The following is a 13,117-nucleotide window of genomic DNA, read 5'->3' as shown; positions in this document are numbered from 1 at the left end:
AGCGAGCACCCTTAGCGCTCACCCGCAGACTGTTCGGAATTTGCCGCGCGCGAGCTAGCGTGCGGCGCCGGCCGGTGTTCTGGCTGCGGACGGTTTCCGTTTTCCCTCGCTTGCGGCCGCCGTCGCCGTCAACCAGGTCATGATCACGTCCAGCGCGTGGTGGCGACGTTTCTCCAGCCAGTCCGGCTCTCCCAGATCCTTGTCGAACATCGCCGACAGCGTGTAGCGGTTGGAGACATGAAAATAGCTCATGGCCGTGATCGTGACGTAGAGCTGAACCGGATCGACGTCGCTGCGGAACGGCCCGACCGCAAGGCCCCGGCGAAGGATATTTTCGATGCTCGCGACCAAGGGTAGCGTGAGGTCGGCGATCTTGCGCGATTTGCGCAGGTTACGCCCACGCTGCAGGTTCTCATTGTTGATCAGGGCGATATAGTTCTGGTGCGCTCCGAAAAAGGTGAACGTGAAGTTGATCAGCTCGCGCATGGCCGCGACCGGATCGAGGTCGTCGAGCTTGAGTTGCTGTTCGGCCGCGCGGATCTCGGTGTAGACGTGCTCGAGCACGGCGAGATAAAGGCCGTTCTTGTCGCCGAAATAGGCGTACAGCAACCGCATGTTGGCTTTGGCGCGTTTCGCGATGGCTTCAACCCGAGCTCCGCCAATGCCGTTGCGGCAGAATTCGAACGTCGCCGCGTGCAGGATCGCTTCCTTGGTCAAGGCGGAATCGCGTGCCCGTCTGCCGCGTGTGGCGCTGCGGGCCGGGCTGGTCGATGCTGTCGTTTCAGTCACGGGACAAGCTTTTCTCAGGTTGTACGAGCCCAGCGCGGACAATATGCCCCCGCCCATCATGTTCAACGGGATGCGGGGCCCTGCCGTGCAGGCTCGCGGGATTGAGATCGCTATTGCGGTGGCTCGTCAAGGGGTAACCTTCCCGATGTTCCGGTCTCCACATCCACGCGCCGACGTCACGACCGTGCCGCCATGCGCGACGAGGCGCCCATTCTTGTAGACGTCGCGCGGCCTGGGCCGGGCCACCACGGCCTCTTGCACGTGCTGGGCGTCGATCACGACGAAGTCCGCCGCCGCGCCCTCGGCCACCCCATAGTCCGGGAGGCCGAGTGCCTGCGCGGCGTTGGTGGTCACCATGTCGAAGGCCGCCGCCAGGTCGGCATCGGTGCTGAAGCCGGAGCGGTAGCCGACGATCATGGCGCGCTCCAGGAGGTCGCCGTCGCCGTAGGGCCACCAGGAATCGCGGATGTTGTCATGCCGGCGAATATATTGACGCCGGCATCGCGCAGCAGCAACACCGGCGGAAACGCATGCGCTCCGGGCGCGTTGGTCAAAATCGCGACCCCGGCCTCGGCGAGCAGCTGCGCGGTGCGCTGAACCACGTCTCGCGGCACCTCGCCGAGCGCATAGGCATGGCTGATCGTGACCTTGCCGCCGAGCCCGAGGGCCTTGGTCCGACGTGCAATGTTCTCGATCTCGAAAATACCGAGCAAGCCGCCGTCATGCAGGTGAATGTCGATGCCGACCCCGCGCCGATCGGCAATGCCGAAGATGACGTCGAGATGCCCGTCGATGTCGGCATCGTAACCCGCCGGATCGAGGCCGCCGACCAGGTCCGCGCCGGCGCGAACCGCCTCGTCGAGCAATCCGGCCACGCCCGGCGACGTCACGATGCCGCTTTGCGGAAAGGCGACGATCTGGACCGACACCTTGTCGCGGTGCGCGTCACGCGCCGCCATGACCTGCTCGAGATTGCGCAACCCGACCTGAAGGTCGATATCGACGTGGCTGCGCATCCAGGTCGTGCCGTGCGCGACGCAGAGGTCGATCAGCGCGGCCGCCCGCACCGCAATCGGCCTCGCGCCGGCAAGCGCCTCCTTCTCGAACTTGACGCGCTCGCGCACGCTGAAACCGGCGGTGCAGGGGCGGTGGGACTTCCAATCGTCGCCGACGAAGCCCTTGTCGAGGTGGATATGACCATCGACCAGCCCCGGCAACACCAGGCGTCCGGCCAGATCAAGGGTTTCGCCGGCCGCGACCGGCGATTGCGACGCGATCGAGGTGATGCGGCCATCGCGCACGGCGATATCGACGGTGCGCCCATCGACCAATCGGGCGTTTCGAAACAGCGTGTCGGCAGTGCTCACTGGTCGTCTCCGGTTCGTCGCAATGGCGAGGCGATCGGGGCCCGATTCGTTTTCATCATGTTGGGACGATGCCATCGGGCAGCGCGCGCGAGAATGCGGCTATACCTCCGGCGGTGGTGATCCAGATCTCGTCACGCCGCGCCAGGATTGTCTGCAGGGCGCGCCGCAGCGGACGTAGGCGGTGCGGCTGGCCGACCAGATAGGGGTGCAACGCAATTCCCATGACGAGCGATTGCCTTTTCGACTGTGCCAGCATCTCCTCGAACGTCTCGGTGATCATGGCGGCGAACTGCTCGCCGGAGTCCTTGCGACCGACGATCGAAGGGATATCGTTCAACTCCTGCGGATAAGGCACTGAAAGGATGCGGCCGCCGTTCCGCGTCGAGAACCACACCGGCTGATCGTCCATGCACCAGTCGAGCAGGTACTCGTAGCCTGCTTCGGCCAGCAGATCGGGCGTGACCTGTGATTGCGAAATCCAGGGCCCCAGCCAGCCGCGCGGCGGCCGCCCTTCGGCTCGCGCGATGACATCGGTCGCTTCCGCGATCAATTGCCGCTCCTCGTCGGGCGCAAGCACACCCTGGCGCTCGGAATTGGTGCGGCCGTGACCGACAATTTCGTCGCCGCGGGCGCGAAATGCCTCCATGACTTCAGGGCAGTAGTGATAGATGCTGCTGTTTGCGAGCACCGACAGCGGCAGCTTCAGCTCGTCGAACAGCTCGATCAGGCGCCACACGCCGACACGGTTGCCATAGTCGCGCCAGGCATAGTTGAGGACGTCCGGATGCGGACCGCCGGGGCAGAGCTCGGCACCGAGCCCGTCGCCGAATGCGAAATGCTCGAGGTTGAGACCGACGTAGACGGCAAGCCGCCGCCCTTGCGGCCAATTGAAATCCGGGCGTTGCCCGATCGCGCTGTAGCGATAGCGTCCGTGAGCGGCGAGGACCGGTCCGACAGAATCCGAGCGCAGCACGGCTTCCCTGCGCGACAGGCGGTCGCCATCTTCCGCGATCGAGATCAACACGTCGCCGGCCTCGACATTCCTTGGGTCCATCGGAATTTTCCCCGCGCGGTTGATCGCTCGCTTGACATCGGAATATTTTTGAAGAAAGTTTTTACTTCCGTCAAGTCCGCGCATAAGCGGCAGCGGAGGAACTGGCGGCTTCGATGCCGAGGCCGCCATCAGCGGAGGAACACCGAACATGAACTTCAGGAGCATAGTTTCGTCCGGACCTGCGCGTCGTTGGCCGGCTTGGCACGCCGCTGCGACGATCCTGCTGGCCGCGTTGCCGTTCGCGTTCGGCGCGCGCGCGGCCGAACCGATCAAGATCGGCCTGGTGACCGCCCTGTCGGGACAGTCGGCGCGCGCCGGCGAGGCGCTCACCCGCGGAGCGACGATCGCCATCGAGGAAATCAATGCGAAGGGCGGCGTGCTCGGACGTCCGCTCGAGCTCGTCCGCCGCGACGACGAGAGCAATCCGGCCAAAGGGCTGATCGCGGCGCGCGAGTTGATTCAGCGCGAGAAGGTCGCGGTCCTGGTCGGCGGCCTCGACACGCCGGTCGAGCTCGCCATCGTGCCGTTCGTCAACAACGTCAAGGTGCCGTTCGTGGTGCCATGGGCCGCCGGGACCAACATCACGCGGAACGGCGCCCCGTCCAACTACGTGTTCCGCGTCTCGGCCATGGACGATGAGGTCGATAAGGCGATCGTCCAGTTCTCGCGCAAGACGTACAATGCGAAGAAGCCCGGGCTCATCCTGGTCAACAATCCCTGGGGCGAGTCGAACGAGCATGGCCTGAAGGCGGCATTGAAGGCCGCAGGAATCGAGCCTGCCGGCGTCGAGAAGTTTGAAGGCAACGACGTCGATGTCGTTTCCCAGCTGTCGCGGCTGAAGCAGGCGGGCGCCGATACGCTCTACCTGGTCGGCAACGTCGGACCGTCCTCCCAGGTGGTGAAATCGCTCGACCGTATGGGCTGGGCGCCGCCGATCGTCTCGCATTGGGGGCCGGCCGGCGGCCGCTTCACCGAGCTCGCCGGGCCGAGCGCGGAGAACGTGATCTTCGTCCAGACCTACAGCTTCTTCGGGAACTTGTCGCCGGTCGGCAAGCGGGTGATGTCGGCCCTTCAGGCGAAGTATTCGGACATCAAGGGGCCTGCGGACGTGACGCCGGCGGTTGGCGTGGCCAACGCCTACGACTCCATCCTGGTCATTGCGCGAGCGATCGAAAAGGCCGGTGGCACCGAACCGACCGCCGTCCGTGACGGCTTCTACGCCATCGATCGCGTGGATGGCTTGATCAAGACCTACGAGAAGCCGTTCGCGCAGGACAAGCACGATGCGCTGACGGCGGGCGACTACATCTGGGCGCGGTTCGAGGACAACCACATCATGCCGTTCGCACGGAACTGACCGCGCGAGATCGTCCGACAAACAAGCAGGGTGGTCATCGATGTCATTTCTTCCCGCGGTGATAACAGGACTGGCGCTTGGGAGCATGTACGGGCTGCTTGCGCTTGGCTTCCACGTTACCTACGCCGTCTCCGGCACGGTCAATTTCTCCCAGGGCAGCTCGATGACCCTGGGAGCCGTTGCCGGCTACTTCTTCCTCGTGCTGTGGGGCTGGCCGGCGGCGGCCGGCATTCCCTCCGTTCTGCTCGTCTGCGCGGTCTATGGCCTGCTGATTGAGCGCTTTGCGGTTCGGCCATTCGTGCAGCGCGGCTCCGACAACTGGCTGATGGCGACCGTTGCGGTCGGCATCATCGTCGACAATGTGATGATGTTCGTCTTCGGCAAGGAGCCGCGCAGCTTTCCGTCCGTCCTGGCGGCCAAGCCGATCCAGATCGTCGAGGGCGCGGGGGTCTATCCGTTGCAACTCCTGATTCCCGTGGTCGGATTGCTGCTGGCGCTGGCACTTCATCTGCTCAGTCGCAGGACGCGTCACGGCGTCGCCATGCTCGCGGTGGTCCAGAACCCGAACGCCGCGCGGCTGATGGGCATCAACGTCAGCGGCGCCATCGCGGCAAGCTACGCGGTCTCGGCGATGCTGGCCGGGGTTGCGGCGCTGCTGATCGCGCCCCTGTTCAACGTGTCCTCGGAAATGGGCACGCTGTTCGGCATCAAGGCCTTCGCGGCGGCGATCATTGGCGGTCTCGGCAGCGCCTGGGGCGTGATGCTGGCCGGGCTCTGCCTCGGCCTGATCGAGGTGTTCGCGACCAACTGTCTGGGGTCGGTCTACACCCAGATCATCACATTCGCCTCGGTGATCGCGATTCTTGTCGTCCTCCCCCACGGGCTGCTCGGCCGAGCCGGAGTGAAAAAGGTATGACCTCTCGCGTCTCCGTTCTCGCCGCCGTCGCGGCACTCGCGGCCGCCATCCTCTATGCCGCCGTTGCCGACAACTACGGCGTATTCCTGGTCGCGACCATCGCGCTGACGGCGATCGCTTGTATCGGCCTCAACGTGCTGCTCGGTCTCGCCGGGCAGATCTCGCTCGGCCACATCGGCTTCATGGCGATCGGGGCCTATACGACCGTGCTCCTGATGGAGAAGGCAGGGTGGCCCTATCTTGCGGCGACGGCTGCAGCGATTGCTCTTGTCAGCGTCGTCGGTGGTCTGCTCGCGATGCCGGCCTTGCGTGTGCGAGGTCCATATCTCGCGATGGTGACAATCGCCTTCGGCTTCATCGTCGAGCACGGCACGATCGAGTGGCGCGACCTCACGGGCGGCGGCAACGGCCTGATCCTGACCGCGCCGCCGGAGGTGTTCGGCTTTCCGCTGTCGGAGCGGCATTTGGCGATCGCGGGCGTCGTGCTGGTGTTCGCCGGCCTCATCCTGTTCGAGCGCTTGAAGCGCAGCGGCTGGGGCTACGCCATGCGTGCCGCCCGCGACACCGAGGTTGCGACGCGCTCGATCGGCATTGATCTCGTGCGGGTCCGCACCGTGGCGTTCATCATCTCGGCGGCAGCGATGGCGTTGGCGGGGGCGCTATTTGCGCCCCTCCAGGGCTATATCAGTCCAAGTTCGTTCCCCTTTCTGCAATCGATCCTGCTGCTGTTCGGCGTCATGGTCGGCGGCGCCGGCTCGGCGCTGGGGCCGGTGATCGGGGCGGCGCTCGTCGTGCTGCTGCCGGAAATGCTGTCCGATCTCGCGGAGTATCGTCTGCTTGCCTTTGGCGTGTTGCTCTTCGCCGTGCTGCGGGTCGCGCCCTCGGGCATCATGGGGCTGATCGAGCAATTCGCTGCAAGGTTCCTGCCGGCGGGATCGAAGGCCGATACGGGCGCGGGGGCCGTCGAGCCGGTCGCCGACCTCAGCATCGGAACCAGCAGCGCGTCGCGTCTTGACGTCGCAAACCTCTCGATCTCGTTCGGCGGTGTCCGCGCCGTGCAGGACGTCTCGTTTACCGCCGAACCCGGCACGGTAATCAGCGTCATCGGCCCCAATGGTGCGGGGAAAACCAGCGCGCTGAATCTGCTTTGCGGCTTCTACCGTCCGAAATCCGGCACCGTGAAGCTTGGCGACCGCGACGTCACCGGTTTGCCGTCGCACCAGCTTGCGCGTGTCGGAGTGGCGCGAACGTTCCAGACGACGCAGCTCTTCGGCTCGCTCTCGATCATCGAGAACGTCCTGCTGGCGGTGACGGCGGGCAAGCTCGGCAACGTCGTGTCGGCGCTGCACAATGACGCGCAGGAGCGCCTTGCGCGGTCGCTGTTGCGCTTTGCGGGTGTCGACGGCGATTTGAGTAGACGCGCGGACGCGCTGCCCCATGGCGAGAAGCGACTGGTCGAGATCGCGAGGGCGCTCGCGCTGCGCCCGAAGATCCTGCTGCTCGACGAGCCGGCCGCGGGTCTTTCGAAGGGCGACAAGCAGCGGCTGACGGTTCTGCTCCGTCGCATCGCGGAGACCGGGATCGCGGTCATCATCGTCGAGCACGACATGCCGATGATCATGTCGCTGAGCGACCTCATTGTCGTTCTCGATGGCGGCAAGCGCATCGCGATCGGCGATGCGGCGGCGATCCGCAACGATCCGCTGGTCCGCAAGGCCTATCTCGGCGATGCGCCGTCGGGTGAGCGGCGCCGCGCGACGCGCCCGGCGAAACAAGGCACGGCGCTCGAAGTCCGCACGCTCGATGCCTTCTATGGCCTGTCGCGGGCGCTCGGTGGGATCGACCTTGCCGTCGCGCCCGGCGAGGCCATCGCCGTACTCGGCGCCAATGGAGCGGGCAAAACCACCCTGATGCGCTCGATTGCCGGTCTCGAACCACCGCGGTCGGTCGGCGAGATCCGGCTGTCCGGCGCCCGCGTCGACAAGATGCCGGCGCATATCCGCGCCAGGGCCGGCATCGTACTGGTACCCGAAGGACGGCAGGTGTTTCCCGAGCTGACGGTGCGGCAGAACTTGCAGCTCGGCGCTTTCGCACGCAAGGGTCTCGAACTCGACGCGGAGATCGACGCGATGTTTGCCCGCTTTCCGCGCCTGAAGGAGCGTATCAACCATCGCGCGGGCCTTTTGTCGGGCGGCGAGCAGCAGATGCTCGCAGTCGCGCGTGGGCTCCTGACCGCGCCCAAGGTCTTCATGCTTGACGAGCCGTCGCTTGGACTGGCGCCGCTTGTCGTCGACGAGTTGTTCGCCTCGTTCGAGCAGCTTCGCGTGGAGGGGATGACCCTGATCGTGGTCGACCAGATGGCCGGGCAAGCCCTTGCGCTTGCCGACAGGGCCTATCTGCTTGAGACCGGCACCATCCTGAAGAGCGGTGCGGCCGAAATCATCGCGGAGGATCCCTCGCTTGAAGCCGCCTATCTCGGCGGAGAGGCCCACGGGAGTAGCGTGCCGCGAACCGCCGTGCTCACGTCCTGACGCCATGGTTGCGCAGCAGGAGATCGGTGTGATGCGGCCAGGCAATACGTTTCGCGACCTGCCCGGCGCGCCCGTGTCTGAACGATTCGACGGCGGTGCCGTAATCGAGGTCGGCGTGCTTGCGCGCCGCGCGCTGCGCAGCGGACGGCGCGGCCGTATTGCGGCGGTGTTCGAGCGCAGCCTTTATGCGGTGCTCGACGATTGCTGGATCTGCATCGGTGTCAAAGACCTCGGCTCCGGCCCGCTGCATCTTCGGTGCACCGGGATCGAGCCGCGGCTGCTCGTTCCCGGACAAGAGGTTGCGATCGTCGACACGATGCTGCTCGTCGACGGTATGCGGTTTGCCGGTTTTGAGACGGCCTCCGTATGGGCGCCGCCGCCTTCGCCGGAATGGACGCTCGACAGTTTGCGGGCAGGGCTTGCGATGGTCGATCAGGTCTGGCTTCGCTTGCCGGTCGAGCAGGGGCTGGCCGCCTCGGGTGGCGCGGAGCCGCCCACAAGGCCGTCGCGGGTGCTCGCTGCCGCGGCGCCGGCGCTCGCCGCGCTCAAGCAATTGATCGAGGCCGGGCTTCGCGGAGAGCGATGCGTACCGCGTGACTACCCGGAGATCGTCGAATTGATCGGACTTGGTCCCGGGCTCACGCCATCCGGCGACGACTTGATCGGCGGCGCGCTGGTCGCGCTCGCCAACCTCGGCCGTCTCGCGACGCGCGACGCGCTGTGGAAGACCTGTCGCGCGCATCTCGGCCGGACCAATCAGATCAGTGCCGCCCACCTGCACAGTGCCGTGCTCGGCTTCGCGGCGGCGGCGCTCCATGAAGCCATCGACGCGACGATTGGCGGACGGGTCGATCGTATCAAGTCCGCGGTCGCGGCGCTGTCGCGGATCGGGCAAAGCTCTGGACTGGATGCGTTTGCAGGTGCGCTGATGGTGTTGCGCGCGATCGAGTGCCGGCTGCTCAACGACAGCGCGCTGCATCATGCCGGCCTCACCGGCAACGGCCCGCCGACGCGATCAATCGCAGGGGCCTAGACGATCATGCGCCGCGACGGGAATTGGACGACTGGTCGCGCGTGTTTGACAAAGTAAAAATCTTCTTACTAAGATCGATGCATCGGATCTCGGGAGGCCGCAAGTGGTGACCAAGCAGGAAGGGACGCCGAGCGGGCGTTTGTTGATGAGCAAGCCAAGCGTGGTGAACGTCGGGCTGGCAGGCTTTGTGAAGGACTTGCGGGACTGCGATGTCGAGGTCGTGCAGGTCGACTGGACGCCGCCCGCCGACGGCGATCCCGAAATGGCGGCACTGCTCGCCAAGCTCGGTACGTGAGAGCGCAGCCATGAAGCTGATCGAAGACGCCAACAAGCAGGCGCTGGCCCGCATCCTCGAGGGTGAGCCCAGGCTGATCGATATCGTTCCGGCACGCGACGTGCTGGAAGGGTTGAAGGAACGCATGATCCTTCATGCCGGGCCGCCGATCACCTGGGACCGAATGTGCGGTCCGATGCGTGGCGCGGTGGCAGGCGCCATCGTGTTCGAAGGCTGGGCTCCGGATCTTGAAGCCGCCTTCGAACTCGCGGCCGGCGGCGGCGTCGCCTTCCACCCCAACCATCATTTCGGCGCGGTCGGTCCGATGACCGGCATGACCACGGTCTCCATGCCGGTGTTCGTCGTCGAGAACGTCAAATACGGCAACCGCGCCTACTGCGCCATCAACGAGGGCCTTGGCAAGGTCATGCGCTTCGGCGGCAATGACGATAGCGTGCTGGCCCGCCTCGGCTGGCTGCGTGACGTATTCGGGCCGGTGCTGGCCAGGGCGATCCGCGCGCATGGCGGGATCGATCTGAAGGCGATCATCGCGCGCGGGCTCTCGATGGGCGACGAAATGCACCAGCGCAACCTGGCTTGCTCCAGCGTGTTCCTGCGCGAGATCGGGTCGGCGCTGGCGCGCACTTCGAGCGACAACGAGGTTCTCGCAAGCTGCATTGGCTTCATCGCGCAGAACGATCAGTTCTTTCTCAACATCGCGATGGCGATGGGCAAGGCGCTGACCGATCCCGCCAGCGGGATTCGCGGTTCGACGGTGGTGACCGCGATGTGCCGCAACGGAACCGACTTCGGGGTCCGCGTCAGCGGATTGGGCGATCGCTGGTTCACGGCGCCGGTGGAAATGCCGGAAGGGCTCTATTTCCCGGGCTATTCGCGCAAGGATGCCAATCCCGACATGGGCGACTCTGCGATCGTCGAGACGGTCGGGCTTGGTGGCTTCGCGATGGCAGCAGCTCCGGCAGTTGCCGGCTTCATCGGCGCTGGCGCACCGTCGTCGGCGGGCAATTTCACGCGGGCAATGAGTGAAATCACCGTCGGGCAGAATCCGGAATGGACGATCCCCGCGCTCGACTTTGCCGGCGTGCCGACCGGCATCGACGTTCGCCTGGTGGTGGATACCGGCCTTGCACCGGTCATCAACACCGGCATCGCGCATCGCGAGCCCGGCATCGGCCAGGTCGGCGCCGGCGTGGTGCGGGCGCCGATGGCCTGCTTCCGGCAGGCCGTCCTCGCCATTGCGGAAGATCTGGGGGTGTCATGAGCGCGTTTGTCCTGAACGAAATTCGCAAGGGCTTCTATCTCGACTCGGTGGCGTTGATGCGGTTGTCGCGGGAGGTCGCGTCGGCGGCGGGCGTCGTCGAAGCCGCGCTGATGATGGGCACGCCGTCCAACCAGGCGATCCTGCGCAACGCCGGATTGCTCGACGGCGAGGTGATCGCGCAGGGCAATGATCTGATCCTAGCAATCAAAGCCGAAAGCGAAGCGGCGGCACGTGCCGCGCTTGCCGAAGCGCAAAAGGCGCTCGACCGTCCCAAGACGAGCAGCACCGGCGAAGCAGCGTGGCGGCCGCGCAGCATTGCCGCGGCCGTCAAGGCCGCACCCGCCGTCAACCTCGCCCTGATCTCCGTTCCCGGCGAGTTCGCCGCGGCGGAAGCGCGCAAGGCGCTGAACCGCGGACTTCATGTCCTGATGTTCAGCGACAATGTCTCGATTGCGGATGAATTGTCGCTGAAACAGCAGGCGCGCGAAGCGGGCCTCTTGATGATGGGGCCGGACTGCGGCACGGCGGTCATCGGCGGCGCGCCGCTCGCCTTCGCCAACCGACTGAAGCGCGGCAGGATTGGGATCATCGGCGCATCCGGGACCGGGACGCAGGAGGTGTCGTGCCTGCTGTCCGAGGCGGGCGAAGGCATTTCCCACGCTATCGGCGTCGGCGGACGGGATTTGAAGAAGGAGATCGGCGGCATCACGACATTGATGGCGATCGACGCCCTTGATGCCGATCCCGAGACCGATCGCGTCGTGCTCATCTCCAAGCCGCCGCATCCGGACGTCGCCCGGGCCGTGCTCGGCCGGATCGGAAACAGCTCGAAGCCCTACACGGTGTGCTTCATCGGCGCCGCCTCGGCGGATCTGCCGTCAAATGCACGCTTTGCCGGTACGTTGAGGGAAGCGGCCGAGAAAACCCTCGGCAACGGCCGGAGCATTGGCGGCAAGTTCGACGCTGCCGCCGTGGCTGCGCGTTTGCCGCCGCGACGCAAGGCGGCGCAGCGCATCGAAGGGCTGTTCGCCGGCGGCACCCTCTGTGCCGAGGCTCAGGTGATCCTTGCCGCGGGCGGTCGCAAGGTGGCATCGAATGCCGCCATTCCCAGCGTCCCGCATTTCAGCGACCCGGAAGCGCAGGGGAGGGACTGCATCGTCGACCTCGGGGCCGACGAATATACCCAGGGCCGGCCGCATCCGATGATCGATCCCTCGGTGCGCGACGATGCCTTGCGGGCGGCGCTGGTCGATCCCGCGGTCGCGGTCATCCTGCTCGATCTCGTGATCGGATACGGCGCACATGACAATCCGGCAGCGCATCTTGCGGCTGTCGTGGCGGGCCGCGCGGATGACGCGCCGGTCCTGGTTGCGTCGGTGACGGGGACCGAGCTCGATCGCCAGTTGCGTTCGGCGCAGATCAGGCTGCTCGAGGACGCCGGCATCGTGGTGGCGCCGTCGAATGCCCAGGCCTGCGACCTTGCTCTCGCTTTTTCCGTCAACGACGTCAGGATGCCGCGCTATGCGAACACTCAATGAGGTCCCGCGCCGTCTCGTGATCGCGATCGGCGGCAATGCCGTCCACCCCGAAGACATCAGCGGCACCTCGGACGAGCAGAAGGCCGTCGCCCAGCATACGGCCGAGGCGCTGCTGCCGCTCGCCGAACTCGACAACGAACTGGTGATCACCCACGGCAACGGGCCGGTGGTGGGCAAGATCATGATGCGCCAGATGCTGACGATGAGCCGGATCCCGCCGATGTCGATGGACATCTGCGTCGCGCACAGCCAAGGTGGCATCGGCTATCTTCTGATGCAGGCGATTGAGAACGTCTTGCGCGCGCATGGCAACGGCCGGCACGTCGCCAGCCTGCTGACCCAGGTCGAGGTCGACGCCAACGATCCCGCCTTCGCCAATCCGACCAAGTTCGTCGGACCGTTTTTCACCGAGCAGGAAGCCCAGCGCATCAGCGCCGAGTTGAACTGGAAAATGCGCGAGGACTCCGGGCGTGGCTGGCGCCATGTCGTGCCGTCTCCGAAACCCAAACATGTCTGCGACATTTCGCTGGTCGACGCGCTGGTCAAGCGCGGCACGATCGTCATCGCAGGCGGCGGCGGCGGTATGCCCGTGATCCGCGACGAACGGGGCGTGCGCACCGGCGTGCCGGCAGTGATCGACAAGGATCTGACCTCGGCCCATATCGCCAACGTGCTTGGCATCGAGGAACTGCTGATCCTGACCGCGGTGCCCCGCGTCGCGATCAATTTTGGCAAGCCCGACAAGAGGGAGCTGGATCAGGTCAGCCTGGCGCAGATCAAGGCCTATCATCGCGAGGGCCATTTTCCGCCGGGAAGCATGGGGCCCAAGGTCGATGCCGCCATCCGCTTTCTCGAAGGTGGTGGCAAGCGCGCGATCATCAGCCATCTTAATTGCGCAATGGGCGCGCTGACCGGCGAGACCGGGACCCACATAGTTCCCTAGCGTTCGTCAAATGCGATGGCGGCACCAATGATG

10 protein-coding genes and 1 pseudogene are annotated in these 13,117 nt (G+C 65.6%); 8 read left to right on the top strand and 3 right to left on the bottom strand.

Features of this window, described 5'->3' with window-relative positions:
- Positions 1–54: 54 nt before the first annotated feature.
- The 3 genes and pseudogenes from ACVI1L_RS06205 to ACVI1L_RS06195 form a co-directional block, all read right to left on the bottom strand.
- Positions 55–831 carry a TetR family transcriptional regulator gene (locus ACVI1L_RS06205; RefSeq protein WP_233475250.1) on the bottom strand — a complete coding sequence of 259 codons (777 nt, stop codon included), beginning with the start codon at positions 829–831 and terminating at the stop codon, positions 55–57.
- An 84-nt stretch (positions 832–915) separates the two neighbouring features.
- Positions 916–2,156, bottom strand: a pseudogene (locus ACVI1L_RS06200) (amidohydrolase family protein).
- A 55-nt stretch (positions 2,157–2,211) separates the two neighbouring features.
- A complete protein-coding gene (locus ACVI1L_RS06195) occupies positions 2,212–3,339 on the bottom strand; it encodes a polysaccharide deacetylase family protein (RefSeq protein ID WP_168855413.1) in 1,128 nt (375 codons plus the stop codon).
- Between the two features lie 19 nt (positions 3,340–3,358).
- Between ACVI1L_RS06195 and ACVI1L_RS06190 the strand changes: the two genes are divergently transcribed.
- From ACVI1L_RS06190 to arcC, 8 genes are all read left to right on the top strand, one after another.
- A complete protein-coding gene (locus ACVI1L_RS06190; protein ID WP_371852122.1) occupies positions 3,359–4,567 on the top strand; it encodes an ABC transporter substrate-binding protein in 1,209 nt (402 codons plus the stop codon).
- 40 nt (positions 4,568–4,607) lie between these two features.
- Entirely contained in the window at positions 4,608–5,483 is an 876-nt protein-coding gene (locus ACVI1L_RS06185) for a branched-chain amino acid ABC transporter permease (protein WP_456782522.1), read from the top strand.
- On the top strand, positions 5,480–8,014 hold the full coding sequence (locus ACVI1L_RS06180; RefSeq protein ID WP_456782521.1) for a branched-chain amino acid ABC transporter ATP-binding protein/permease: 2,535 nt from the start codon (positions 5,480–5,482) through the stop codon (positions 8,012–8,014). Before ACVI1L_RS06185 ends, ACVI1L_RS06180 begins: the two co-directional genes overlap by 4 nt.
- A 31-nt stretch (positions 8,015–8,045) precedes the next feature.
- A complete protein-coding gene (locus tag ACVI1L_RS06175) occupies positions 8,046–9,047 on the top strand; it encodes a DUF2877 domain-containing protein (protein WP_456782520.1) in 1,002 nt (333 codons plus the stop codon).
- Positions 9,048–9,150: 103 nt separating this feature from the next.
- Positions 9,151–9,342: a hypothetical protein gene (locus tag ACVI1L_RS06170; RefSeq protein WP_076826933.1), complete on the top strand. Its 192-nt coding sequence runs from the start codon at positions 9,151–9,153 to the stop codon at positions 9,340–9,342.
- 10 nt (positions 9,343–9,352) lie between these two features.
- Complete coding sequence (locus ACVI1L_RS06165) at positions 9,353–10,603, top strand: YlbE family protein (RefSeq protein ID WP_316393931.1); 1,251 nt, start codon at positions 9,353–9,355, stop codon at positions 10,601–10,603.
- Positions 10,600–12,141, top strand: coding sequence for an acyl-CoA synthetase FdrA (fdrA, locus tag ACVI1L_RS06160; RefSeq protein ID WP_456782519.1), 1,542 nt, complete (start codon positions 10,600–10,602; stop codon positions 12,139–12,141). The genes ACVI1L_RS06165 and fdrA overlap by 4 nt, the downstream gene beginning before the upstream one ends.
- Complete coding sequence (arcC, locus tag ACVI1L_RS06155) at positions 12,125–13,084, top strand: carbamate kinase (RefSeq protein WP_168855340.1); 960 nt, start codon at positions 12,125–12,127, stop codon at positions 13,082–13,084. The genes fdrA and arcC overlap by 17 nt, the downstream gene beginning before the upstream one ends.
- Positions 13,085–13,117 lie beyond the last annotated feature (33 nt).

The organism is Bradyrhizobium sp. USDA 4516 (genome assembly GCF_054055915.1).
This window is presented reverse-complemented; position numbering and strand designations above follow the sequence as displayed.

Coding starts and splice junctions, on each gene's coding strand:
- ACVI1L_RS06185 (WP_456782522.1), top strand. CDS start 4,608: ATGTCATTTCTTCCCGCGGTGATAACAGGACTGGCGCTTGGGAGCATG.
- fdrA (WP_456782519.1), top strand. CDS start 10,600: ATGAGCGCGTTTGTCCTGAACGAAATTCGCAAGGGCTTCTATCTCGAC.
- ACVI1L_RS06190 (WP_371852122.1), top strand. CDS start 3,359: ATGAACTTCAGGAGCATAGTTTCGTCCGGACCTGCGCGTCGTTGGCCG.
- arcC (WP_168855340.1), top strand. CDS start 12,125: ATGCGAACACTCAATGAGGTCCCGCGCCGTCTCGTGATCGCGATCGGC.
- ACVI1L_RS06165 (WP_316393931.1), top strand. CDS start 9,353: ATGAAGCTGATCGAAGACGCCAACAAGCAGGCGCTGGCCCGCATCCTC.
- ACVI1L_RS06195 (WP_168855413.1), bottom strand. CDS start 3,339: ATGGCGGCCTCGGCATCGAAGCCGCCAGTTCCTCCGCTGCCGCTTATG.
- ACVI1L_RS06175 (WP_456782520.1), top strand. CDS start 8,046: ATGCGGCCAGGCAATACGTTTCGCGACCTGCCCGGCGCGCCCGTGTCT.
- ACVI1L_RS06180 (WP_456782521.1), top strand. CDS start 5,480: ATGACCTCTCGCGTCTCCGTTCTCGCCGCCGTCGCGGCACTCGCGGCC.